The sequence below is a fragment of the Candidatus Poriferisodalis sp. genome (assembly GCF_965237655.1).
In the GTDB taxonomy this organism is placed as follows: Bacteria; Actinomycetota; Acidimicrobiia; order Acidimicrobiales; family Poriferisodalaceae; genus Poriferisodalis.
Genome location: NZ_CBDEGB010000002.1, coordinates 2313940 through 2338542, shown reverse-complemented (window position 1 = coordinate 2338542; position 24603 = coordinate 2313940). Strand labels below are relative to the sequence as shown.

Genomic DNA, 24603 nt, shown 5'->3' with positions numbered 1-24603 from the left:
CGTCATCGTCGGCGCTCAAGCTCGCGATGAGAGCCGGTGCGACGGATCGGCGCGCGTATGGCCAGGAGCAGGGACACGTCAATCGCGACATCACCAATCCCTGTGCCCACCTTGCGCTTGCGCAATCTAGTGACAACACATCACACGTTCCTATTGGAATCGACGCAGATGTCATGCCGTTTACGCATGAGCGATCGGTCCGAAACGGGTGCGATGCCAGCGCTTCGCATTGCGGTTGTGCGCTGCGGCCGCGCAGGGCGACCGGTGCCTTCCTCTGGGCGCATCGTGTCGCCCAGCACCGACGGGCGCCGTCGTCGAGGCGCTGATGCCGGACCGCGGACTCAGCCAAGAGCCGATGAGATGGCCACTGAGATCGTCGAGGAGCGCTGATTGCCCGACGACTGGCTCGCCCGGATGGCGGCACACCAACGCCGTCGCCACGACTCGGACGCCTCGCCGCTGCCGGCGATCGCATCCGGCGCCGCGTCGTGAAGTTGGCGGTCCGTCCGGCTGACTGGGGTCGGGCATACACCATCGAACACCGCGAGAGCAGGGTTCGTCGCCACATCGGCTCGATGAGCATCCGGACAGCAGGACATGTCGTCACGCTGATGCGACGGATGCCGTCAGCTGGGAAGCGGCGGCCGTACTGAGGCGCCTCGCACCGATCGTACCGAAGGGCGGGGTCGAGGGAGCCTGTCCAGAGGTTGACGTGCAAGCAGCGAACGTGGAGCGAGGTGAGTTGTTTGAGGCCGGTGGTGTCGACGTTGACATAGCGCGGCCGCGGCGACTCGCCGAACTCGTTGACTGCCGCCAGGGTCACCGAGTCATGAGATGCCGAAGTCGCCTCGAGCCCCGACGTCGCCCGCCGAATCCAATCCACCACCGCTGTGTCATAGCCTGCCCCTGAAACACTTCCGAACAGGCACGCTGATCATGCAAATTGCTCGACAGACTGATGTGTTCCCGATTGGTACACCGTTGGGTTCGTGCGAGGTGCTTCAATCACCGGGATGAAGACCAGTGGGCGCACTGTGGGGTGGATGACCGGGCTGGGAGCAATCTTGTCGGTGGCCCTGTTGGCGGCGTTGGCGACGATGCCGGCAGCAGCCCAGTCAGCGGCACCGGAGCGTCCTTCGGGGCTGGTGGCGACTTCGGTCACCCATGACTCGGCCGCAATCAGCTGGAACGATCCCGGCGACAGCACGATCACCGGCTACCGGATCCTGCGCCGTGACCGCGACGTCGACGCGCCGGGGGTGTTCGCCACGCTTGTGGAGGACACCGGCACTTCGGCGGTGTCCCATGTCGACGATTCGGTGGAACCGGAGCGGCGCTACGTCTACCGGGTCGTCGCCCTGGGCGCGGGCGGCGAGTCGCCCCGGTCGAGCTACGTCAATGTCGACACTCCCTCAGAGCCCACGGAGCCCGAGCGCGAAGAGCCCGCTGGGCCTGAAGTGTCCGAGCCCGACGATTCCGAGTCCATCGTTTATGTTGCGTCTTTCGAGCTTGATGGGGTCGATGGAGGTCGCCTGGGCGACCGGCCCCAAGCCGTCGAGGTTCATCGTCCGATGCAGGTGCCTGCGGCGCCGACCTACCTGCGGGCCAAGGCGCTCAACGACGGCACGGTGTTTCTGACCTGGGATGCACCCGACGACGACAGCGTCACCGGCTACCTGGTCGGGTGGCGTCGGCACCAGCCGGGCGAGCGGTTCAGCGTGACGGTGGAGACCGTGGTCGAGACTCAAAGCACGGAAACCGCCTTCTCTCACACCGCAGGGGTGCACGACGTGCTGCACGCCTACTGGGTCAAGGCGGTCAACGCCGCTGGTGCAAGCGGGCGGTCGAACTACGACAACGCGACGCCTTTTGTCGGCCAGTTCTGGGAGGTCGGATTCCACCTGCCCATCGTCCATCTCACCTTCGACGACGGTCCGAGCCCGACGATTACCCCTCAGATCTTGGATCTGCTCGCCGAATACGGCGCTCGGGCGACGTTCTTCGTGAACGGAACACGCGCAGCACTCCATCCGGAGCTGATCGCGAGGATCACCTCGGAAGGACACAGCGTCGGCAATCACGCTTGGCAGCACGAACGGCTGACCGAACTCTCGCGCGAGGACTTCAACAGCACGCTCACCCGCGCCCAGGATCTGCTCGGCGAGCGCGGCGTGCCGTGTATGCGCCCTCCCTACGGCGACATAGACAGCCGCACGAGCGCATGGGCATCGTCGCTGGGGCTAAGGGTCGTCACATGGTCGTTGAACAGCGGAGATTCCGCAGGCGCCAAAGCTGACACCATGATCTCGAGGCTGACCGACAATGTGTCGTATTTCGACGTTGTGCTGATGCACGACACCGGACAAGAGACAGTCGAGGCTGTCAGAGAGCTGCTGAAGCGCTGGGCCCAACTGGGCTTCGAATTCAAACCAGTCTGCGAACCGCCGGCCACAGCAGCCGTTCCCCTCAACACAGTCACGACCGAATCGCCGACCGTGCCGGTTGCTGAGGACGACCTTGGTCCCGGTGTCCCAGAGGCCCCCCAGAACCTGACCCCCGAGGGCGTCGCACCCCTGGTGGCTGAATTCGAGGATCTTCCCGCAAGCCACACCGGATCAGATCCGTTCACTGTGCGTCTCGCGTTCAGCGAACCCATCGCCAACGGCTACATACAAGTTCGGGATCGCTCAGTGGAAGTCACCGGAGGCTTGGTGCTCACCGCATCCCGAGTCGAACGACGCAAGGACCTGTGGGAGATCACCATCTTGCCCCGCACCACCGACCACGTCACCATCGTCGTGGCAGCCGCCACGGATTGCGCCACATGGGCACACATCTGCACCGACGCCGGAAAAAAGCTCTCCTACCGGCTTCAGCTCACCGTCCCCGGACCCTAGATTCTCACCGGAGCCACCCACGGTGACGGCTCGTCGGACTCCGCGGCGCAATGCCGCCGCTCAACCCGTCGTGCATCGCGGCCACTACACACCGCGTCGTTCGCAACATCTGAACGAGCACTGCCCGTCGGACGTCGAATGGGGCTTCGAGGAACAGTGAAACGGCTGCTCACTGCGGCTGCCGCCACACTGATGGCCGCTGCCCTCGTCCTGCCGCCCAAGCCGAAACAGTCGCCAGCCGGGAGTTGCCCGCCGAAGCCGTTGAACGCACACAGCCCAGGCTCGTGATCCATGGGCACTCGCATCAATCGAATCGCGAACGCGCCAACGACCAGACCCAAGCCGTCGGTCTCGCCGCGGACGGGACTCCCAGGAGCATGGCGCAGCTCGCATTCGATACTCCGCCCGATGTGTCGTTCGTGTCGTGATGCGGCTTCGTGGCTTCAGGCCGCGGGCCTGCCGAGACACCCGTCGAATTTCTTGCCTCAGGCACCGACAAGACGCCCGGCTGCGTGACATGCCAGACAAGACGAACATGGCGGGCCTGGTGAGCAACGAGTCAGCGGGCCGACTGCAGTGACTGATCCAGAGGGTGACGCCGGACGCTCCCGGCAGGACCAGATCGACCCGGCTAGGGCCGCGGCGCTCACCGAGCTTGGCGAGCGCCGCGCGGCTCAGGGCATGCACGCGAGGGTTTATGTGCGCGACGGGATGACGGCCGCCATGGTCCACCGTGACGGTGACACAGGGGCAACGATCGACGAGGCATTGGTCGAAGGCGCCGATCTCATCGAGACGCTGGCCGCTGAGATCGCCGAGGAGATGGGGCTGCCCGATGACTGGCTCGCCCACACCGGCGGCAAACCGACGCCGCCGTCGGCACCACCCCCGCCCCCACGACGCGGCCGACTCGCAGCCGCCTGCGACCGCATCGTGCGCAGGGTCGTGAAGACGGCAGTCCGGCTGGCCGGCTGGGGTCGGGCATACGCCCTCGAACACCCCGACAGCAGGGTCCGTCGGCACCTCGGCCAGTTGGGCATCCGCACAGCCGGATGCATTGTCAAGGTGGCGCGGAGGCTGCCGTCACCCGGGAAGCGGCCCGATAGTCACTTCTTGGCCAGTGCACCCTGTTTGTGTTGGCCAGTTGCATCCGATTCGGCCCGTTTTTCGCGTTTAGCCACGTGTTCGGGGGCCGTCTGCCTCATCTGTGGCGCGAGAAGCGTCTGTTAGGGAGGTGCCGCGAGGTGTTCTGGCATCGGAGCCGCCGGTGTCGGTCCAGGGAGGGGTCGCGGAGGACGGTTCGTCGGACTGTTGAGGCTCGTAGGTCTTGGGGCGGGTTGCGTTCTTGGCTCGTCTGGCCTCGTGCGCCCCTGGGTGGGTATTTTCGTTCGTTACAACGAAGTTGCACGTCCAAGTGGCGACCAGTAGGGTTCGGTTGTGAGCGACGAAGCTGTGGAATTGCGGGTTTGGATCGACCAACTGCCAGCGCAGTCGTTTTTCTTCACTGACGAAATCCCGGGTTGGTCGCCCTCGCTCCGGTTCACCTTGGCTCGTATCGCTACTGACCCGGCGCATCCGCTTGTGCGCGTGTCCCGCGGGTTCTTCTGCAAGTGTTGGCATCAAGACAGTTCGCCGCAGGATCAAGCCAGAACGGTGAACGTCCGCTTGGCGAGCCTCTACTTGGCCGGCGAAGGCGGCGGGGCCGCAAACTGGAATGCCCTGAATCTGGTGGGATGGACTGCGCAACACCCTCGACGCAAAGACGTCGGGTGCGTCGGGCGACCCCCTAGGTCACCTTGGGAGCACACAAGATTCGTGCAGCGCAACAACGAGCGGCGGCACGAACTCAGTTGGGCCGAAGTGACTCTGCTTGAGGCCGTGCGCATGTTCGAAAGCGGCGACTTGGACTGGGATGAAGCAGTCGAGGTCATCACGTCCGGCGACTATCTCGGCCGGCTCCGGTACGGTGCCGAAGTGGACACCGAGCGGTTTCGCTGGGGTGCCGAAGGTGAGATCAGGCAGCCGAATGCGTTCCATTCCCGAGTGGAGGACCTGAGCGCGTCAATGCCTGATCATGACTCGTTCGTTGATTGGCGTGCCCGCGCGGTGTTGGCAAAGCCGTTGAGTGCCTGAGCACCATCGCCGTGCGCACATGCGGCAAGGCAGACCGGTGCGCCCCACCATCGTGAGGACCAAGGGTGATAAGAGTGCTGCTGATGGCAGCGGCTCGAAAGCTGCCCGTGCCGCTTATGACCAGGCCCTCAACGAATCGACTCCGCTCAACACCGACATCGACACTGACGAAGGCCCGAGCGCTTCCAGCGGGTTTGCCAGTGACAGAGCGGCCTTTTCCGAGGCCGTGGGGATGGTCTCGGAAAAGACGAAACTTGCTCCAGAGCAGATCATCCACGACTACTGGCTGGTCCGCACGCTCTACGCGTTAAGCAAACACCTTCCCGAAGATGGTGCCCTCCACAATCGTGTCGGGGCTTGGGTATTCGGCGGCGGCACCTCGTTGGCGACGGCATGGCGTTTCGTTCGCCGGTACTCGGAAGACATCGACGGGGTGCTGTTCGTCGCAGATACCGACAAGGCGAAACGCAACGCACAACGGCGTGCCTCATCCGGCATCGCGAAATGGGCCACGGATGACCCGGACATCACAATCCCGATGATCGAAGGCAAGCGGGTCCTCAAGTCATTCTTCACGGTCGGCGATGTCCCGAGGTACATCAAGTTTGAGACATCGATCATCGATGCCTCCGCGGATGGCCTAGTTGAGCCTCGCGAGGTCAAGTCGATGATGTGCCTGCAAGGTGAATCAGCATGGGTCGAGGAGCACCCTGAGCTGGGAGGCTTCGTCATGCCGTGCGCGAAACCGGCATGGATCGCTGTCAACAAGTTCGACGCACTCCATCGGCGCGCCCAAGACAGAAATCATGACGGTATCAAAGAGCGCGGTCGTGACCTGTATGACCTATGGGCACTTGCGATTCAGCCGCCGGTCGCTGACGAGATCAGAAAGCGAATGGCCGACCTTTGGGAGCCAGCGGCGGCCGGGTTGGGCAGGAACGTGACCCCACGACCTGCAGGCGGTTACGCGGACAGCCCGGTGTTCCAAGCAGGAACTGCCGCTTACTCGGCGTTGCAAGAAGGATTCGACGAGGCCGTCGCCACCACTGTTTGGGGCGCCGCGCCCAAGTTCGAAACGGCCGTCAAGGCCGTGTGTGCGCTTGATGACTCAAGCATTTGACGGCCTCTGGCACTCAGATGCCAGCATCAGCCCTCAGCCGACGCCAAACTGCCATCGCCTCGGCGTGGCCCTTTGCGAGAGCGCTCAGCCCCCCAAGAAGCCCATTTCGCCCCGAATTCACCCTGAAAATGGCAGTCTCAGCGCCCAGTTGCGCCAGCAGCGCCTGACTTCGGAGCGTCGCGTAACGTTCTGACCAGGGGTTTTGCCCTCTCGTGGCCAATGTGGAGATTCGGCTAAAATCATGTGGAGATTCACGGATCGGCCAAAATTTGCCCCGTCTGACTTGGGCAAACGCGACTGGCCAACACCTGATAGTGGTCATCCTGGCGTGGCGCGAAGGAGACACGACCGCCACGATCGATGATGCGCTGCGCGACGGGCCGCGGATCGTCGGCGAGATCGCGGCGGAGGTTGCTGAGGAGCGGGGGGTGCCAGCGGATTGGCTGTCTCGCATCGGTGAAGTCCTGGCAGTGCCCCCGGAAGCCAACTCCTGACTCTGAGCGGACACTTGGCTCGGCGACCCGCGGGCGCTGGTCCCAACTACAGTCCACGTTCTCTAGGAAGCTGTCCGTGACCTCCGAACGCACCGATCCTCGAATCCCCGAAGGCTCCGCAGAGATGTCTTGCCCGAAGTGCGACGCGCCGATGGTGCGCAGGGTCGCCAAGCGGGGGGACAACGCCGGGAACGAATTCTGGGGCTGCTCGGCGTTTCCGAAGTGCCGTTCGATCGTGCCGATCGAAGAACCCGTACCAGTGGTGCCTCCGGCCGCTGCAGAGACCGGTCAGGTGTGCCCGTTCAGCAGTCTGCCGCCTGAACCTCAGAAGGGACTTCTGAAGAAGGCGATCGCTGCGATGGACGGATTCTGGCGCTGGAACCTCGAACTGGATGAGCCGGACGCGACAGATCGCTGGAAGCCTGCGCATCGCCGCAAGGTGCTTGACTATCTGCACATTCGCGACGGGGAGAGATGCGGGCTGTGCGGTGCCGTCATGAAGCTGAAGGGCGCGCAAGTCGAGCATGTGGTTCCGAAGCGGTTTGCGGTGTTCGAACTCGACGCGGACGGCAAAGCCCGTCAGGGCACCTACTACACGAGCGTGCTGCACGGCATGGAGAACCTCCAAGCGGCGCATCCGCGTTGCAACAAGTACAAGGGCAACAAACCGGACATCCGCGAGTGGAGACACCCGAGCATGCCGCGTCTGGTGGTAGCCAAGACCACAGACGGCCGGGTGCTGATGCTGCCTCCAACTGAACCGGACAGCACTGATTGACCGAGCGCTTTCCGACAGCCGGCGCGCAGCCGCCGACCCGATCATCGGTCTTGTGCCTGTATGTCCGAACTGGCACGCCATGCTGCACCGGCACCCTGACAAGCCGTGCTCCGTGGAATATCTACGGCGGGTGATGGGGAGGGGGCACTGATTCGCACTCCAGACGCTCAATCACCAGCAGCGTTCGGATCGTCCCCGCGGATGCTGAGCAGCCGAGGTCAACGCCGACCCCAGTTCGTAGAATGCCTCCTGTGCGGGGGAGTGGACCCCGCTGACTGCCGCCGCCGTTCGTGTCACATCCCATTGGCAGCATGGGATGCATGAACAGCATCTTGCGTGTACGGCGGCATCGGGGTCGCTGCGCGGTCCGCGTCGCGTCCCGAGGAGGTATTCGTGGTTGTTGACGCCGAGTCCGTGTCGGATACGACCGTTTGGGATGTGCTGGGCGGCATCGGCGGACTCGCCGCGGGGGTCTCATTGTTGATCTTGGTGTACATCCAGGCGAGGCCCAGAGTCAACCGTTGGGCGCTCACCCGGTTCCTGCATGCCACGGTCGCGTACGAGTTGCGCGACAGGTTGACGAACGAACAGACGCGTGACCTTACGTGGAGGCACCGGCTTCGCCGTTGGCGCCGCAACCAAATGTTTGAGGGCTACCAGCGACTCATGACCATGAGTCAGCGAGTGAAGGCGCGTCAACTCGAATCCGCCTTCATGTCGGCAAGATCCAAGTTGGTGGGCACTTGGGCACCGGATGACCTGGTGTTACCAGATCACCTGACGGAGGAGGAGCGAAGCATGCTTCTCGAAGCCGCCGCGGTTTCGAGAATGCGTGAAGAACGGCACCGGCTCAGGCGTCTGATGCGCGCCCGCAAGGGCGTTCGATGCGCAGGCGGATGCGGGACGCGCTACGGCAAGCGACACAGGGATCACGATTTCCACGGCGGCGGCGGCATCGAAGGCGGCTGGCGCTGCTCATCGAAGGATTCGTGCCGCACGAAGGCAACTGGGGATCACTTCTGCGGGATGTGCGCATTGAAAGACAAGTGGGAAGATGCTGTGTCGATCTAGCCCAGCACGAACCGACGTTGTGACCAGCATGATTCGGGATTTGTCAGTTCGGGTGTGAAATGGCAAGTCCGATCTGCCGGCCGATACAGGGACAAGCCTCTGACCTGTGGTTTCTCGATCCGACAGTCAATCCGCATCAAAATGCGCTTGCCAATTTCGCCGAGATCGCTTACCCAGCCCATTTTCTCGGGGCGCTGACCTGCGGCTCTAGGTTCAGCGCCAACTCGTTTGGCTGTCGCTACGGTCGTCCCTGAACGCGGGAAAGCGTGGGTCAAGGGCGGGTTGTGCTGTGGATCAGGTGACGTTGGTCGGCCGAGCAGACGTGCGAGCGGCGGTGCTGCCCGCGCGAGCGGCTTATCTGGTGAAGGCCGGCGATCGGCAGGCCGCCTTGACAGCGGTGCGGGAAGCCTCGACACGGTGGGCCGGCGTCACCGAGCCGATCATTCCGGTTCGAACCAGCGGCCGAATCGACGCATGGTGGGTGCAGGTTGTCGAGTTGAGCAATGAATCACCCCGGGTTCAGTAGAGACTCGGGTTGTTGAGTCACGGCCGGGGTGGCTGTGACGGTTTGACGGTAGTAGGCGGTTTCGTGTTCGGCGGGGGTGGTGTAGCTGCCGCGGCCGGGCAGCAGGGCGCTGTGGCTGCGTCGGTGGTTGTACCAGTCGACGTATTCGAGGGTGGCGAACTCGACGTCGCGCAGTCCTTGCCACGGTCCCCGGGGGTAGACGAGCTCCCATTTGAACAGGCCGTTGAAGCTCTCGATCATGGCGTTGTCATAGGAATCGCCTCGGGTTCCGACCGAGGCGACGATGTCGTTGTCGTCGAGGCGCTGGCTGTAGCGAATGGAAAGATATTGACCGGATTCAATCGGTCGTCGCAACACTGGTTTGTTGGAGGGAGCGTAGGTGTTCGTTGAGGGTTTCGGCGGGTGTGCGCCAGCCGAGGTTCTTGCGTGGCCGGGAGTTGATGATCGCGGCTACTGCTTCGAGCTCTTCGCTGCTCCATCGGGAGAGGTCGGTGCCTTTGGGGAAGTACTGGCGCAGCAGTCCGTTGGTGTTCTCGTTGGTGCCGCGCTGCCAGGGGCTGTGGGGGTCGGCGAAGAACACGGCGAGGCCGGTGTCGATCGTGAGCTGGGCGTGCTGGGCGAGCTCTTTGCCGCGATCCCAGGTGAGCGACCGTCGCAGCTGATCGGGCATCGACGCGAAGCTCGTCGCTAGTGCCTCACGCATCGACTCGGCGCCGTAGCCGCCCAGAGCGGGCCCGTTCTTGACGGGTTCCTGGGTGCCCCAGCCCTCCTTGCGCGGCAGGTGCACGAGCACGGTGAATCTGGTCGTTCGCTCCACAACGGTGCCGATAGCGGACCTGCCGACGCCGATGATCAAGTCGCCTTCCCAATGCCCGGGCACGGCCCGATCGTCGGCTTCGGGCGGCCGCTCGCTGATCATGGCCTCATCGGTGACATGGCCGCTGGCGCGCTGTTGCGCGCGGGCACGAGGAACCCGCAGCGCACGCCCGGTGCGCAGGCAAGCCACCAGTTCGCGCTTGAGAGCGCCGCGGCTCTCGACATAGAGCGCCTGGTAGATCGCCTCGGGAGAGATCCTCATCGTCTCATCGGCGGGAAAGTCGACCCGCAGCCGGTTCGAGATCTGCTCTGGGCTCCACGCTGTAGCCCACACTCGGTCCTGCCGACGAGGCCGGTTGCGCCCCTTCCACGTCGCTGTCGGCGGACCGACCACCGCCCCATCGGCGCTGTGAACCACGCCAGCGAGCCGGTCCTGGACATAATCGCGGAGCCGTTCATCGGCGACCAGTTTCGCAGTCTTGGGACGCCGGGCGGCCAGCTCCGCTTTCCACTGAGCGACACCGGCCCGGTACTCGAGCTTGCCGCCGCGGGTGGCTGCGTTGCGGCGCAGCTCACGAGAGACCGTCGACGGCGACCGTCCGATCACGCGTGCGATCGACCGAACCCCGCGGCCTTGCGCGCGCAGCACAGCGATCTCCTCGCGTTCCTGAAACGACAGATACCGGCCCGACGACGGACCCAGATCGATGCTCGGCATGCCACCACGCTCGCGGAACCAGCGCGACCCCACAGGACCCGACACACCGCACGCGACCGCGGCATCCTCGCTCGTGAGCCCCTTGGCGATCTCACACCAGAACGCCCGCTCAACATCCCGACGGATCGGCGGCCGACCCGGCGACCTCATCGCCGGCCGCCCCCTCAGCGTCACCAACCACCCCGCCTGCCTGCTCACCGCTCACCTCCACATCAAGGTGTTGCGACGACCGATTGAATCCGCCTTGCGACCCGCGGTCGCTGTGATGAGTCACCTCCTCGATGCTGTGGCCGTCGCGGCGGCGCCCCGAGATGGCCATCTCCAAGGCATCGAGCGCCAGCTCGGTGCGCAGCGACCACGACGCCTGCCAGCCCAGGACCCGGCGCGAATAGGCGTCGATCATGAACGACACGTACACCCAGCCGCTGCGGGTGCGCACGTAGGTGAGATCGGCGAGCCACAGCCGGTTCGGGGCCGGCACTGTGAAATCCCGGTTCACCAGGTCCGCGGGCCGGCAGGCGTCGGGGTCGCTGGTGGTGGTGCGCACCGTGGCACCTCGGCGGGTCCCTTCGAGGCTCAGCTGGCGCATCAGCCGCTCCACAGTGCAGCGAGCCACCGTGATGCCCTCGACGCGGTTGAGGTGATCCCACACCTTGGCCGCCCCGTACGCGTCGTAATTGTCCCGGTGCACACGAGCGATCTCTCCGCACAACCAGGCGTCGCGCTGCGCCCGCGCCGACGGCGGCCGGCACCTGGCTGCGTAATAGGTGGACGGGGCGATCCCGACGCCGTGCTCGGCGAGCACAGCGCAGATCGGCTCGACCCCGAACCGGTCGCGATGGGCGTCGATGAACGCCACTATCGCTTCGACTGGCGGTCGAGCTCCGCCCCGAAGAAAGCCGACGCCGCCTTCAATATCTCGTTCGCTCGGCGCAGCTCACGGTTCTCGCCTTCGAGCTCTTTGATCCGAGCCCGCTCCGCTGAGGTCACCCCGGCCCGGGTCCCGCCGTCGATCTCAGCGCGGCGCACCCACAGCCGCACCGTCTCCGGGGTCGGGCCCAGCTTGTCGGCGACCGAGCAGATCGCCTCCCACTGCGACCCATAGCAGCGCTCGTTGTCGAGCACCATTCTCACCGCACGCTCACGCAGCTCGGCTGGATATCTCCCATTTCCTGGCATCGCTCCATCCTCTCAAGGAACAGAGCCTCCACCAAACCCGGTGTGATTCAACCCGGCGACTGGTGGATGGTCGCCTATTGACGCGGCCTCTTAGGAGCCGAGCCGGTAGGTGTGTTTGTCACTGGTTTGCCCAGCGGTTGCGGTGGTCGATGAGGCGTGCGGTGATCAAGACGGTGGTGGCCAGGCACAGGGCGGCGTGGCGGTGGATGGTCTTGCGGTCGGTGTTGCGCCGCAGCTGCCCGTAGTTGGACCACCAGGTGTTGGTGGCCTCGACGATCCAGCGAAGCCCGAGGCTGAGCCGGTGCGGCGTGCCGGGCGGCGGTTTGGTGCCGCGTCGTTGGATGTCGAGGTCGGTGATCCCGCGGGCGGCGAGCCCGGCGCGCACCGTGGGGTAGTCGTAGCCGCGGTCCAGGCTCAAGGTGCCGATGTCGTGGTGCAGCCCGGTGGCGTTCACGGCGTCGAGGGTGGGTTCGAGCAAGGCGACGTCGTTGCGGTTGGCGCCGTCGATGCTCCACGCGATCGGGATGCCGTGGCGTTCGGCGGCCACTGACCATTTCCAGCCCAGTTTCCCCCGGTCCACGGGGCTTTTGCCGGTCCCTTCGCCGCCGCAGGGCGCCTTGTGGATCGACCCGTCCAGCGCCACGACACCCAGGTCGAGCCCGATGATTCGGTCGAACGCGGCCAGCGCCTCGCAGCGCAGCCGCTCGAACACCCCAGCAGCGATCCACTCGTCGCGTCGGCGCCGCAGCGTGGTGTCCGACACCACGCGGCCCATGATCGCTTCGATGTCGGTCCACGACGCGCCCGTCACCAGCCGGATCACGATCCCCCGAAAGCACACCTCGTCGGGAATTCTGGGGTTGTGGCAGCCCAACGGATGAGAGTCATCAGGCGGCGGAACCAGCGGCTCCACCGCCGCCCAGATCGCGTCTGACACCTCTGGGTCCATAGCGCGTGTCATGATCCCGAAAGCCTCCACTGGTCGTTGGCGGGTGAATGCACTCGCAATCAAACGCGAGACACACCAACGACCGGTGGATGCCACCTACCCGCGCGGGTCCTTAGCCGCCTCGAACGCCAGCGGTTCGGCGACTGCGACTGCGAGTGCCATCGCCGCCTCGTGATGGCTGTCGGCGTACGCGCGGAGAGAGCATCTCGTCAGAGTTTGCGCGCCTCGGATCGCGGGATCGTTCGATTCCTCGATCAGCGAAGCGCACTGTTCAACCACGCCCGCCTCGTTCGCCCGCAGGACATCCGCGCGGTCGTCGGGATCTGCTGCAGCAAGATCGGTGAGCACTTGTGGTGGCGGGACCCAGCAGACCGGAATACCGCTCTCGACAGCTATCGACAGCGCATTCTCCGGTGTGACGCGACTAGCCCTGATTTTTCATGAGTCTGGTGGGCTTGGGTGTGTGAGTCCGCGGAAAAGCCCCTCTGATCTGCGACGATGCGTGTTGTCGAGGCACGCGGTCGGCAGTTCAGGGGGGCATCTCCGAGGTGAAACTTAGCAGTGTGACAAACGCGCGTCTGGCAGGCGGCGGGGATCGGGTGGTGTGGGGTGCGGGGCTGTTCGCTTTGGGCGGTTTCGCGGACCGGGTCGGGCTGACCGAGGCGCTGTCGGCGGCGGTGCCGCGCCGCGGCGAGCGCGCCCCGGTCCATGACCGGGGCCGGCTGTTGACGCATTTGCTGTTGGTGCTCGCCGGCGGCGGTGAGGCGTGCACAGATATCGAGCATCTGCGGTCTCAGCGGGAGCTGTTCGGGGCGGTGGGGTCGGACTCGACGCTGTATCGGGCGCTGCGGGGCATCGACGCCTCGGCGCTGGGCGGGCTGTGGGCAGCCGCGGCCGAGGCGCGTGAGCGAGTGTGGTCCCAGCGCCGCGGTTCGGGTCCGTTGGTGGTCGACATCGACTCGACGCTGGTGGAGGTCCACTCGCCCAACAAGGCGGGTGCGGCGCCGCATTTCAAGGGCGGGTACGGGTTCCACCCGATGATCTGCTCGACCGCGGACGGGGAGCCGTTGTGGGCGAAGCTGCGCCCGGGCAACGCGGCCGCGAACAGCATCGCCGATCACGTCGAGGTGCTCGACGCTGCGATATCGGTGCTGCCCGACGCTGACGCGGCAGGCCATCGGGCAGGCGACGATCTGGCGCTCGCAGGACGCGAGATGGTGCTGCGCTTGGACTCAGGAGGCTGTTCGGCGCGTATCGCCGCGGCGTGCAGGGGCCGCAACGTGACGTTTTTCATGTCCGCCCGGGCCACAGCAGGCATCGACGCCGCGATCGCTGCGGCCCGCTGCGACCCAGGGCGGTGGACGCCGGGGGTGCCGAACCCCAAACAGCGGCATCCCAAAGCGCACGTCGCCGAGCTCACCGACCTGGTGGACCTGTCGGGCTGGCCAGCGCGGACACGGCTGATCATCCGACGCGAGCCCTTGCATCCGGGCGCGCAGCGCAGCCTGTTCGCGTCCGAGAACTTCCGCTACTGGGGATTCCTCACCGACGCTGCGGGCAGCCCCGCCCGGCTCGACCGTCTCATGCGCAAGCACGCCGACGTCGAGGACGCCATAGCCCGCCTCAAAGACAGCGGACTGGCCCGCATGCCCTTCACAGCCTGGGACGCCAACTGTGCATGGGCAGCGCTGTGCATGATCAGCGCCGCGCTCGTGCACTGGTTCCAGACACAGCGCCTTGCCGGACCGCTCAAACGCGCGGCACCCAAACGGCTCCGCTGGCAGCTGTGGCACCTGCCCGCGCTCGTATGCGAAACCGGCCGACGCACCTGGCTGCGGCTCCCCACCGCACACCCCGGCACCCGAAGCCTGCTCGCCGCCCAGCACCCCAACTGAGCACCCCGCACCCCCAGCCGCCAACAGCGCCGCTCACGCGGCGGCCGACCCGTCGCGCCCACACACCCATGTCAGGGTCCAACACCGGCCCTGCGACCACCCCAGCGGCACCAAACAACACCCACCGGGTCCCGTCAAGCCGACAAACCCGCCTGTCGGCGGCCATGAGATCCTGCCCAGTGGCGGCCATGTAGCTGCCCGCTGGCGGCCGACGGTTCTGCCCAGCGGCGGCCAACAGAACTGCCCGCGTTGAAGTCCATTTCCCGTCGGGGTGCACCGCGGCGGGGTGCTCCTCCTACTCGAATAGCCGGTCACCACAACCGTGACCATCGAGCAGGAGGAGCAAGTGAAGTCTCGCGAGGAAATCATGAACATGTTGGAAGCGTTCGACCTGACTGGGTCGTTCCGGGATGCCGGCGAGCTGGCCGGTTGTTCGCATCACACCGTCGCCGCGTATGTGGCTGAGCGCGACGAGGGTCGGCTGGGGGGTGTGGGCCCGGTGCGGCGGAAACGGATCATCGATCCGTGGCTGCCGAAGATCGAGGAGTGGGTGGAGCGCTCCTGTGGCAAGATCCGCGCCGATCGTTGCCACGCCAAGCTGAAAGCGTTGGGGTTCGAGGGTTCGGATCGCACGGTGCGCCGAGCAGTGGCGGAGGCCAAGAAGAGCTTCCGGGCGGGTCGGCGGCGGGTGTATCGGCCGTGGATCCCCGAGCCGGGCATGTGGGCGCAGTGGGACTGGGGCGCGGGCCCGGTCATCGCCGGGCGGCGGACGAATCTGTTTTGCGCGTGGCTGGCGTGGTCGAGGTTCCGGGTGGTGATCGCGACCTGGGACCGCACCCTGCCCACGGTGATCGCCTGTGTGGATCGGGCGATGCGAGCCTTTGGCGGCGCTGCGACGTATTGGCTCACCGACAACGAGCGCACGGTCACGATCGACCACGTCGCCGGGATCGCCGTGCGCCATCCGGAGATCGTTGCGGTCGGCGGCCACTACGGCGTGACGGTCGCGACGTGTGTGCCGGCGGACCCTGAATCCAAAGGCGGCAGCGAGGCGACGGTGCGGGTCGCCAAGGCCGACTTGGTGCCAACCGACGCGAACCTGCGCGGCGACTACGCCAGTTGGGCCGAGCTGGTCGAGGCCTGCGAGGCGTTCACCGCTGAGGTGAACGAGCGGGTCCATCGGGTGACCCGGCGGGCGCCGGTGGAGATGCTCACCGAGGAACGGCACCGGCTGCACGCGCTGCCCGAACGCCCATACACGGCAGCGCTCGGGGAGACCCGGAAAGTCTCTTGGAGCTCCACGGTCAGCTTCGGCGGCGTGACCTACTCGGTCCCGCACACCCTCGCCGATGAGACGGTGTGGGTGCGCGTCGACGGTGACCAGGTCGTCGTCACCCACTGCGCACCGTCAGGCCCAATCGAGGTCGCCCGCCACCAGAGTTCGACACCCGGGCATCCGATGATCGACGACGCCCACTACCCGCCACGCCCGGCTGGGCCACTGGCGCGGCGTCCGAAGCCGACGAGCGCGGCCGAGACCGAGTTCCTCGCCATCGGAGACGGCGCCCGCACCTGGCTCGTTGAAGCAGCCGCCGCGGGCACGACCCGCATGAAGGTCAAGATGGCCCAAGCCGTCACCCTTGCCCGCCTCCACGGCCAGGTCCGCGTTGATTGGGCGCTCGGCCACTCCGCGACCTTCGGCCGCTTCGCAGACGGCGACCTGGCCTCGATCCTGGCTGCTGACCCGCCCGGACAACCCCGGCGCGCCGATGACGCGCACTCGCTGCAGCCCGGCACCGCCGCTTGGGGTCGCCTCGGAGGCGACCGATGAACCCAGCGCCGATCGACGAGGTCGTCGACTTGCTCCGCGCCCTGCGCCTACCCCACATGCGCGCCGCAGCACCGGACCTGTTGGCCACCGCCAAGGCACAACGCTGGGAACCGGCCGAAGCAATGAGGGCACTGCTGGCCGAGGAGCTCGCCGGCCGCCAAGCATCCTCAATCCGGGCCCGGCGCAAAGCGGCCGGGTTCCCCACCGGCAAGACCTTCGACATCTGGGACGGAACCGTCAGCTCGATCCCGGCGCCGACCCAGCGGGCGCTACGCACCCTGGAGTGGATCCACCGCCACGAGAACCTCGTCGTGTGCGGACCATCAGGCACAGGCAAGACGCACTTCCTTGAAGCGCTCGGCCAGGCCGCCGTCGATGCCGGCCACAAGGTGTCCTGGTTCAGTCTCGAGCACCTCGGCGCGCTCGTGCGCCGCCACAGCGCCGACGACACCGCCGCCAAGGCCATCCGGCGGATCATGCGCTCCGACGTCATCGTGATCGACGACATCGGCCTGCTCCCAGTCACCACCGAGACCGCCGAGGCGCTCTACCGGGTCGTCGACGCCGCTTACGAGAAACGCTCCATCGCCCTGTCGAGCAACCTTCACCCCGCCGGGTTCGACGAACTCATGCCCAAGACCATCGCCAACGCCACCGTCGACCGGCTGCTCCACCACGCCCACGTCGTCATGACCGCCGGCGACAGCATCCGCCTCACCCAAGCCACCGCCGGCAAGGGGGTGACGCCACTGACCAACTGACCCACGGGCAGAACACCTGGCCACCACCGGGCAGTTCTGTTGGCCACCAACGGGCAGTCCTGCTGTCCGCCACTGGGCAGATCCCACTGGCCCTTGACACCCGCCCGACACACCAAAACACAACCCATAAACCCTGAACAGGCATTCTCGTGAATAATCAGGGCTAGTGAGCCAGTTGCCCGGTCGCAGCATCTTGTAAGCGGCAGCCAGCGTCGGGTTCGTCTTGGCCTTCTCGTGAACGTCAGGATCGTCCACATGTTCGAGTTGGGCGAATATCTCGCCCAGGTCCCGGTGTCCGCTGTCGCTCATGACTCGGGGATTCTAAGTACGCGGGGGAAGCAGCCGCGATGGCGCTGGCATGGTGGATCGAACGGATGCCGCTCGGGTAGCCGATCGTTCATTCCTCCGGTGACGGCAGGATGACGCTGCTGAAATGCAGCAGGGCGATCGCTTTGAGGCTGTTCTCCTCAGCGCCGTAATCGGTCACCTCGCCATGAAGAACTTGATGCCTGTTGAGTTCTGAGAAACCCACGGCGCGTTGTCCCTCGCTTTGCTTCATCTTCCACCTGGGATTCTTCAGAGCTTCCAGCAGGCGCTCAATAAGTCCACCTTCGACTTGATCGCCTTGAGCGGCAGCGACGATTTCCTCAATGTCTCCGTGAAACAGACTGCGTTTGCAACGGTCATGCCAGAATCCGTCGATTTGCGTGAAGAACACCGGAACCGACAGATTGAACTGCTGTTCTCGATGTGCTGCAAACGCGTCGTGCAGTATCGCCGCCCTGTTCGGAAACCCTTGGACGACGTCTCTTTCAATCCGGTCAATTTGATTCGTGACCAACTGGCACATCCGCCCGTTTGCGCCAGCCGGATCATGCTGAAAGAGTTCGGCGGCTGCGCAGAGGTCGCTCTCGGGTGCCGATAAGGGCAGATACCAGCCGTTTTCGATCAATGCAGCGAGATGCTCAGAGTTCAGTATTTCCGTAGGATCGACATGCACTCGCCACTCGTTGACGAATTGTGCCGAGAACTGTCCGATCTGTTTCTGTAGCGCCACAGCAGATGCCTGAGCAGGTCCACGGACATAGTTCTGTGGCACCGCGGCATACCCCAAGTCCGGTGTGAGATTGCGCTGAAGCGAATCCATGTGCTGCAAGTGGGATGAAGGTTCCGGACGATCGAATCGGGACACAGCGCTATACACGCGGCGATCCTGCTCGGGCACGTCCTCGGCGTGACCCATCACGTCTCCCAACCGAGACTTCGCCCCCAACAGCACCCCGGGGCGCGGCGTTTCGCTACGGGGCATCCGTAGTCGTCCATGTCAAGGCCCATGGGTCGATTATGGACACACCGAACCTGCAGACGCACCCGAATTTCATAGATGTGCTTCAGAAACCGAGCGGAGCAAGCAACGTCGCACGTCTCGCCTCGTGCGTAAGGCAGCCACGGACCGCGATCTGGCATCTACGCCTACATGCTCCACATTCGCCTCCGTGATGCTGTGACCAGCGCAAATACCTGCCGTCGTGACCTGCCGTAGGCGAAAAAGTCAGCGCGAAACGGCTCGCGGCGGGCATCGGCGGCGTCACGTCATGGCGAGATTGACGCCTCTTATCGAGCGTTACGCTGCAAAATACGGCCCTGGCCTGCACAAACACTGCTCGGAGGCAGCGCAGAACCGCTCTGAACAAGCGAAACCCAAATGTGGAGTACCCCCCATTTCAAATGTGGAGTCCCCTTTTTGGCGCTCGCACGGGCGAGCAAACCCGCAGGTCAGGGGCACCGAGAGCTAACTCGCAAACAAGCCTTGCCTCAGGCGTCAAGCCGATCAAACGGCTGGAGCTGATGCAGGACCGTAGAGACATCGAAGCGCAACTCGAAGCGATGCAAGCCGAGCCGGACATGAGCAGCGTCGAAGCAGAGTTCGTCACCCACGCGGCGAACTACGCCGCACGCAAAGGCATCCAGTACGCCACCTGGCGCGAAGCCGGCGTGGCAGCAGACCTGCTTGCCAGGGCAGGAATCACACGAGGACAGTAGGAGCATGCTGCTGCGGGTTTGTCATATCGCCACGAGTGATCCTGGGCAGTGATCCTGATCTGTGGGCATGGCTCGGCGGGCAAGCCTCCCCGCAGTACTGCTGAGCGACTCTGAGTGCTCGGTGCGGGCTGAGGCAATCATGGTCGGAGCAGCGCGGCTGCGGGGCAGGCCGGGACCGTGGAAGGGGCTGAGCAGCTGCTGCATTTGTCGTTGCCGACGGTCTCGGGAGGCGCCGAACCCGAGAGCACCGAGAATCGTGCTGATTCACACTATTGTCTCGGGCAATTCATGCAATTTGCCCGCAAGTCTCCGAGACTCTCGTCACGCCATGGCCGCTGAAGAGTTGCAGTGTCCGTCGCGCGGGTCCGGCGACGCAGCCGGAAGCAGGCTCACAGGCGTGCTGGGCGGCGCCGTCGCGGAACTGGCGAACGTGATCAGCGCCGGCGCTTCGATCGAGATCGACCGCTGCGGTCTCGAATCAGAGGAATTTGCTGTCCTGCGGCTGTTCTGTGAGCAGGGAGAGTGGAACGCGACCCAGCTGGCACGACAGTTGCAGATCGACGCATCCCGGATAAGCCGCCTCGTGACGAAGCTGGTCGACCGTCGGTTGCTGCGCAGAAGGCGTGCCGCGACTGACCGGCGCGTGGTCCATCTCAAGCTGACGCAGCAAGGCCGGGATCTCATCGACGAAATGCGCGAGTGTTTCGAGGCATTCGAGGCGGAACTGCTGAGAGGCGTCAGCAGTAAGGAGATCGACAGTTTCCTGGCAACGGTGCGCACGGTCGTGAACAATTTCGCCGACGCGGAACACGTTCTCCCGAGTTCGTCGCCCGCCGCGGTGCGCAGTGCGGAATGCAGGTCGACGCTTCTGCCTTAGGCCATGCGAATGAGAGGCATCTTGGCTGCGACGCGCCCCAGTTGCCGCAGCGACGAGGCCCCTTGCGTTCGTGAGTGGTGCTCGGCGTAGCTCAGCTCAGTGCGAGTCCGCAGGTCTGCCTTTCGCGACTGCACGAATCAGAGTCCAAGAATCTTGCAGCGATTGCCGGCTCTTGACTTCCCGGCAAGGCGTTGACGCAAGAATAGTTGTTTTATGACAATATTTGCAAATGACAACTATTCTAGACCGGCTGATCTCTCAATCCCAGGACTCTTGGCGTGCGGACGCTGCTTGCAAGGGCGCCGATACGAGCACCTTCTATATCGGCCCCGGCAAGTCACCCCACGCCGCCCTCACAGTATGCGATCGCTGCGAGGTTCGCAGGGAGTGCCTTCAATACGCGCTCGACAACGAAGAGGACTACGGCATATGGGGCGGGCTCAACGCTGACCAGAGGAGACGGCTCCGCCGACGCCGCAACGATGCGAGTCCACCCTTGCTTGTCTTTTCGGGAGTCCGAGCCGGTGCAGTCCCGCTGAGCCCTGCCGTACTGTTGCCTGCGACTCAGTGACCCGACTCCGCGAGTTGCCGATGCCGCCCGAGAACTCGCCCGACTCGGAGACATTGCCTCACGCCTCTCCGATGAGGGCGGCGATCTCACCAATGCGATGGGCGTCCGGACGACAGCGGACACGGCTCGACCACCGCGACACGAGGCAGTTGAGCGACGCCACCGTGCCTCGTGATGGTCACGGGAGCACCCAAGCGTTCGGCATCTGTTCGAGTCGCTCACGTGCCATGTCGACATATGCGGGTTCGATGTCGATGCCGATGCTGTGCCGTCCCCACTTGGCGGCGCTGACGAGTGTGGTGCCCGATCCCATGAATGGGTCGAGGACAGTGTCGCCAACGAAGCTGAACATGCGGATCAGCCGGTCCGACAGTTCCTCGGGGAACGGAGCAGGGTGCTGTTTGGTGGACGCGCCTGGCGGCCCGTCCCAGATCTGGCGGAACCACTGGCTGTGGACATCCTTGGGGATAACGCTCAGGACCCTGTTCTCGAGCGGCACTGACCGGTACCCGCCGGGCTTGCGCTGCATCAGGATGTACTCGATGTCGTTCTTCAGCACCGAGTTCGGCTCGTACGGCTTGCCGAGGCAGGCCCCGCTGCCGCCGCCGCTCTCGTGGCGGGCGTTGGCGATCTTGTGCCAGAAGATCGGCGCCAGATTGTCGAGACCGATCTTGCGGCATTGCTCCTGGATGGATGCGTGCAGCGGCACGACGGTGTGGCGTCCGTTGTTGCGCCGCCGCGACAGGCACACGTCGCCGACGACGATCACGAGTCGTCCTCCCGGTGTGAGCGCCTCGTAGCAGGCCTGCCATACCGGTGTGAGACGATCGAGAAACTCCTCGTAGTCGGAGATCGAGCCGAGCTGGCCGTCGCGACGCGAGTATTCCTTCAGGTTCCAATACGGCGGGGAAGTGACGACGAGGTCCACCTGTCCGATGAGCTGTCGCCACATCGTGGGATCAGCGGCGTCTGCGAGGACGATCCGGTGCTCGGTGTGCAGTGTGCGCACAGCTTCGCTGATTGCTGGCGTCGCCGCTCGGTCCTTGGCGATCCGAGGCAGGTCCCGACTGGGGTCCGAGAGCTCCAAGCGCAGGGAGCGGACAGCGTCGGCGATCGATGTGTCGGCCACCGATTCGTTCGACCGCGCCAGCGCCCCGGCACGATCCCCCCGGCGAGCAGGGCGCGATCGGCGCCGGGACGGCCTGCCGGGGGCGCCTGGGGGAGAGGCGCCGATGCGGCAGCTGCCACCGTGATCTCGGCCCCGGCCGGCTCCCTCCCCGTGACGCGCCGCGGCCCCCTTATGGCCGACGTCACAGCAGGCAGAGGAGCGCTTCAGCATCCTCGGCGAACATAGTGAGCGGAGGTTCCCGGAGGCCCACAACGCTGCACGGCGGGACTGCGTCATTTTGACCAGCGGGAACACTCCGACTCCCGACTGCCACGAGTCCCAGTATTCGGCCCGAGACGCATGCTTATGGAGGTGCTGGTGCGTTCCAGCTGCCGAACATCAGCGTTCCAGTCTCGGCGCCGCCGCGTTTCCGGTTGCACGAGCAGGTGTACCGGACAGCGCTCTGACCTGCACAATCACCGTCTGGATGGCACGCGCAGCAGCTAGACAGCGCCGAATCGAAGTGCAGAGCACCCCCTCTGCAACGGTTGAGCCATTGAAAGCTGACTTGGCCGAGCGAGCAAAGCCGCTGGTCAGCATCGCCGGGCGCCAATTCGAACACGGACTACTGGCCCAGTTCAGAGATTCGATCGCTGAACGCTTACGGCACTTCGGCGGCGTTCCGGCGGCGGATGATGTGCTCGTTGACGGCTTGCTGTGGGTCCCATTGGTCGCTGCGAAGCAGATTCTCCGCTGACGCTCGTGTCACTTCCGGTCGTCGCGCAGAGACGGCGGAGGTGACTTCCCTCAGCTGCCTCCAGTTGTAGACGCCATCGCTGAACGGGCTTCCGAGATTGCGTGCCGCTTGCGCGCACGACATCTGCTCGTTGGTCAGGAGGGGCATCGCTAGATCGGCGTTGCTGAGCAGCTGCCTCACTCCGCGAGATCCGAGTCGGAAGTCCAGCGACAGCTTGCCGTGGTTCTTCAGGTAGTTCTTGGCGAACCTTCAGTCGAGTTCAGACGAACCCACGTCGAGAACGCGGTGGATGAGGCGCGCAAGCCGTATGGGACAGTCACCGTCGGCTTCTCATCGGCGCATGTCAGCGGCCACGGCGCTCGCCTGCTCGGATGCCGGAACGCCTTTGTCCAGAAGCACCCGGTGCGCCTCCACCAGGACGGTGTGCTCGATTGAGGCGTCGAGCGGCAGCTGAAGTCCCCGAATGACGCGCGAAAGGTCGCTCGAACTTGCAGCGAGGTCGTCCTCCACGGCACCAGGACAGGTGGGTGGCCGGTCGCGCAGCCGCATGATCGGGAGACGAGTTGGCCCATGGGCCTCGCCTGGCAAGCAGGCACCGGTTCAGCGCGGCGAATTGAGGGACCGGTTCCGTCAAGCTGCCTACTCTCCAAACGGAGATTGTCCATGGTGTCAACAGTGCACGGCAAGGGATTCACGCTCGCATCGCTCTATTGCGGAGCAGGCGGCCTTGACATCGGCTTCGTCGCGGCTGGCTACATCCCCCTGTACTCGATCGACATCGACCAGTCAGCGATCGAGACTTACTCGGCGTCCTTGAAGCGTCTCGCCGATCGGCTGCCGCATCTCGGCGGGCGTGGGCACTTGTGCGTCTGCGGCGATCTCGACCGGCACTTGTCTGATCTTCGCGATGTCGAAGTTGACGTCGTCATCGGCGGGCCGCCGTGCCAGGGGTTCTCGGTAGCGGGCAAGATGGACCTCGGCGATCCGCGATCCAGGCATGTCTGGCGCTTCTTGGACGCGGTGGAAGCCGCTCGTCCGCGTGGCTTCGTCATGGAGAACGTCAAGGCCCTCGCGGCGAATCGGCGATGGTCCCGGCTGCTCGACGGGCTGCGGGACAAGGCCGCGGAGCTTGGGTACGAGACGCATGTGCTGCTGCTGAACGCCTCCCGCTACGGAGTGCCTCAAGCCCGAGAGCGAATGTTCTTGATCGGCGTCCCGCCGGGCAGCTCGTTCGAGGCGCCGACGCCGACAAGCGCCGAGCGCCCGCCGGCTGTCCGGGACGCGCTGGATGCCCTGCCGCCCTGGCGCAGCCCCGGGAACGACAGCGTGTGCACGGCACGCGTCACTCCGGCGAGAAGGCCGGTGATGCGGCGCTCGCCGTTCGCCGGCATGCTCTTCAACGGAGCGGGCCGGCCGATGCGGCTTGACCGGCCCGCTCCGACCCTTCTCGCGTCGATGGGCGGCAATTGCACCCCGATCGTCGACCAAGTGTGTCTGGACGGCCTCGACGATTGCTGGGTGACTCGCTATCACGCGCACCTGGCTGCTGGCGGTGCTCCCTGCTCACGGATTCCCCCGCGCCTGCGGCGCATCACGGTTGAGGAGGCAGCCGCCATCCAGGGCTTTCCCGTCGACATGGAATGGCGTGGTGCTCAGAGTGCGATCTACCGTCAGATCGGCAACGCCGTTCCGCCCGCGCTCGGAACTGCCGTTGCCGAAGCACTCGGAACTGCGCTGGCAGCGACATAGTTCGGCGGATCTGGCCTCGCTACCCGGGAGTCCCTCCTCTGCTCCGACGACAGAGTTGGGCACCCAAGCGCGGAACGCGGGTTCCACGCTGCGCGCCGAGGCGGCGCCTCGTGACGGGGCACTGTGCTCGTTGAGTCCGAGTCGCTTGCTGTGTTCTTGCACGCCGGTGCTGCGCAGTCCTAGGAGGGTGGTCGGCAATTGGGGTGTGGTGTGTGTTGTTTGTTGAGCGTGCGCGGTTGTCTGGTCGGTGGTTCGGGGTGGGTTGGGCGCGGGTGTTCTGCTTGATGATGCCCAGGCGCATCGTCGGTCGGCCAGTGGGGGCCGGGGTCG

At 65.1% G+C, this 24603-nt stretch carries 23 protein-coding genes, 1 pseudogene and 1 other annotated feature; of the genes and pseudogenes, 15 read left to right on the top strand and 9 right to left on the bottom strand.

All coding sequences use genetic code 11. The annotated features are described in order from the left end of the window. Window positions 1–186: 186 nt before the first annotated feature. From ACPXYO_RS19005 to ACPXYO_RS18970, 8 genes and pseudogenes are all read left to right on the top strand, one after another. On the top strand, window positions 187–390 hold the full coding sequence (locus ACPXYO_RS19005) for a hypothetical protein (RefSeq protein WP_423918582.1): 204 nt from the start codon (window positions 187–189) through the stop codon (window positions 388–390). Window positions 391–1013: 623 nt separating this feature from the next. Continuing rightward, window positions 1014–2897 carry a polysaccharide deacetylase family protein gene (locus ACPXYO_RS19000; protein WP_423918579.1) on the top strand — a complete coding sequence of 628 codons (1884 nt, stop codon included), beginning with the start codon at window positions 1014–1016 and terminating at the stop codon, window positions 2895–2897. Window positions 2898–3473: 576 nt separating this feature from the next. Continuing rightward, on the top strand, window positions 3474–4127 hold the full coding sequence (locus tag ACPXYO_RS18995; protein ID WP_423923768.1) for a hypothetical protein: 654 nt from the start codon (window positions 3474–3476) through the stop codon (window positions 4125–4127). A 207-nt stretch (window positions 4128–4334) separates the two neighbouring features. Continuing rightward, window positions 4335–5030 (top strand): hypothetical protein, encoded by a 696-nt coding sequence (locus ACPXYO_RS18990; RefSeq protein WP_423923766.1) that lies wholly within the window; start codon window positions 4335–4337, stop codon window positions 5028–5030. Window positions 5031–5067: 37 nt separating this feature from the next. Continuing rightward, window positions 5068–6150 (top strand): nucleotidyl transferase AbiEii/AbiGii toxin family protein, encoded by a 1083-nt coding sequence (locus tag ACPXYO_RS18985; protein ID WP_423923764.1) that lies wholly within the window; start codon window positions 5068–5070, stop codon window positions 6148–6150. Between the two features lie 314 nt (window positions 6151–6464). Further along, entirely contained in the window at window positions 6465–6644 is a 180-nt protein-coding gene (locus ACPXYO_RS18980) for a hypothetical protein (RefSeq protein ID WP_423923762.1), read from the top strand. 130 nt (window positions 6645–6774) lie between these two features. Further along, window positions 6775–6879: pseudogene (locus tag ACPXYO_RS18975) on the top strand (topoisomerase DNA-binding C4 zinc finger domain-containing protein); the annotation flags it as partial. A gap of 936 nt (window positions 6880–7815) precedes the next feature. Then, window positions 7816–8493, top strand: a complete 678-nt coding sequence (locus ACPXYO_RS18970) for a hypothetical protein (RefSeq protein ID WP_423923760.1) — start codon at window positions 7816–7818, stop codon at window positions 8491–8493. 508 nt (window positions 8494–9001) lie between these two features. On the opposite strand, the gene ACPXYO_RS18965 is transcribed toward ACPXYO_RS18970, so the two are convergent. From ACPXYO_RS18965 to ACPXYO_RS18945, 5 genes are all read right to left on the bottom strand, one after another. After that, window positions 9002–9373: an integrase core domain-containing protein gene (locus tag ACPXYO_RS18965; protein WP_423918852.1), complete on the bottom strand. Its 372-nt coding sequence runs from the start codon at window positions 9371–9373 to the stop codon at window positions 9002–9004. Then, window positions 9357–10703: an IS30 family transposase gene (locus ACPXYO_RS18960; RefSeq protein WP_423918849.1), complete on the bottom strand. Its 1347-nt coding sequence runs from the start codon at window positions 10701–10703 to the stop codon at window positions 9357–9359. Before ACPXYO_RS18960 ends, ACPXYO_RS18965 begins: the two co-directional genes overlap by 17 nt. Continuing rightward, window positions 10663–11412, bottom strand: a complete 750-nt coding sequence (locus ACPXYO_RS18955; RefSeq protein ID WP_423918846.1) for an IS3 family transposase — start codon at window positions 11410–11412, stop codon at window positions 10663–10665. The genes ACPXYO_RS18960 and ACPXYO_RS18955 overlap by 41 nt, the downstream gene beginning before the upstream one ends. After that, window positions 11326–11454, bottom strand: a sequence feature (AL1L pseudoknot). Its footprint overlaps the gene before it by 87 nt. Continuing rightward, complete coding sequence (locus ACPXYO_RS18950; RefSeq protein ID WP_423918569.1) at window positions 11412–11732, bottom strand: transposase; 321 nt, start codon at window positions 11730–11732, stop codon at window positions 11412–11414. (Overlaps the previous feature by 43 nt.) Before ACPXYO_RS18950 ends, ACPXYO_RS18955 begins: the two co-directional genes overlap by 1 nt. 118 nt (window positions 11733–11850) lie before the next feature. After that, window positions 11851–12681, bottom strand: a complete 831-nt coding sequence (locus tag ACPXYO_RS18945) for an IS5 family transposase (protein WP_423918737.1) — start codon at window positions 12679–12681, stop codon at window positions 11851–11853. 563 nt (window positions 12682–13244) lie between these two features. Between ACPXYO_RS18945 and ACPXYO_RS18940 the strand changes: the two genes are divergently transcribed. The 3 genes from ACPXYO_RS18940 (at window position 13245) to istB (ending at window position 17168) form a co-directional block, all read left to right on the top strand. Further along, window positions 13245–14576 carry an IS1380 family transposase gene (locus ACPXYO_RS18940; RefSeq protein WP_423923758.1) on the top strand — a complete coding sequence of 444 codons (1332 nt, stop codon included), beginning with the start codon at window positions 13245–13247 and terminating at the stop codon, window positions 14574–14576. A gap of 346 nt (window positions 14577–14922) precedes the next feature. Next, complete coding sequence (gene istA, locus ACPXYO_RS18935) at window positions 14923–16407, top strand: IS21 family transposase (RefSeq protein WP_423923808.1); 1485 nt, start codon at window positions 14923–14925, stop codon at window positions 16405–16407. Beyond that, the gene (gene istB / locus ACPXYO_RS18930) at window positions 16404–17168 is read left to right on the top strand and encodes an IS21-like element helper ATPase IstB (protein ID WP_423916039.1); all 765 of its coding nucleotides are present in this window, start codon (window positions 16404–16406) and stop codon (window positions 17166–17168) included. The genes istA and istB overlap by 4 nt, the downstream gene beginning before the upstream one ends. 397 nt (window positions 17169–17565) lie before the next feature. On the opposite strand, the gene ACPXYO_RS18925 is transcribed toward istB, so the two are convergent. Next, complete coding sequence (locus tag ACPXYO_RS18925; RefSeq protein WP_423923756.1) at window positions 17566–18411, bottom strand: hypothetical protein; 846 nt, start codon at window positions 18409–18411, stop codon at window positions 17566–17568. 605 nt (window positions 18412–19016) lie between these two features. On the opposite strand from ACPXYO_RS18925, the gene ACPXYO_RS18920 reads away from it, so the two are divergent. The 3 genes from ACPXYO_RS18920 (at window position 19017) to ACPXYO_RS18910 (ending at window position 20659) form a co-directional block, all read left to right on the top strand. Continuing rightward, entirely contained in the window at window positions 19017–19211 is a 195-nt protein-coding gene (locus tag ACPXYO_RS18920) for a hypothetical protein (RefSeq protein ID WP_423923754.1), read from the top strand. A 328-nt stretch (window positions 19212–19539) separates the two neighbouring features. Next, window positions 19540–20088 carry a MarR family winged helix-turn-helix transcriptional regulator gene (locus tag ACPXYO_RS18915; protein ID WP_423923752.1) on the top strand — a complete coding sequence of 183 codons (549 nt, stop codon included), beginning with the start codon at window positions 19540–19542 and terminating at the stop codon, window positions 20086–20088. 229 nt (window positions 20089–20317) lie between these two features. After that, a complete protein-coding gene (locus ACPXYO_RS18910; RefSeq protein ID WP_423923750.1) occupies window positions 20318–20659 on the top strand; it encodes a WhiB family transcriptional regulator in 342 nt (113 codons plus the stop codon). A gap of 178 nt (window positions 20660–20837) precedes the next feature. Here the strand turns inward: ACPXYO_RS18910 and ACPXYO_RS18905 are convergent, their stop codons facing one another. The 3 genes from ACPXYO_RS18905 to ACPXYO_RS18895 form a co-directional block, all read right to left on the bottom strand. Further along, window positions 20838–21788: a DNA-methyltransferase gene (locus tag ACPXYO_RS18905; protein ID WP_423923748.1), complete on the bottom strand. Its 951-nt coding sequence runs from the start codon at window positions 21786–21788 to the stop codon at window positions 20838–20840. Window positions 21789–22428: 640 nt separating this feature from the next. Continuing rightward, the gene (locus tag ACPXYO_RS18900) at window positions 22429–22704 is read right to left on the bottom strand and encodes a hypothetical protein (protein WP_423923746.1); all 276 of its coding nucleotides are present in this window, start codon (window positions 22702–22704) and stop codon (window positions 22429–22431) included. Window positions 22705–22854: 150 nt separating this feature from the next. Beyond that, window positions 22855–23073, bottom strand: a complete 219-nt coding sequence (locus tag ACPXYO_RS18895; protein WP_423923744.1) for a hypothetical protein — start codon at window positions 23071–23073, stop codon at window positions 22855–22857. 114 nt (window positions 23074–23187) lie between these two features. On the opposite strand from ACPXYO_RS18895, the gene ACPXYO_RS18890 reads away from it, so the two are divergent. Then, window positions 23188–24273, top strand: a complete 1086-nt coding sequence (locus ACPXYO_RS18890; RefSeq protein ID WP_423923742.1) for a DNA cytosine methyltransferase — start codon at window positions 23188–23190, stop codon at window positions 24271–24273. The last annotated feature ends 330 nt before the right edge of the window (window positions 24274–24603 follow it).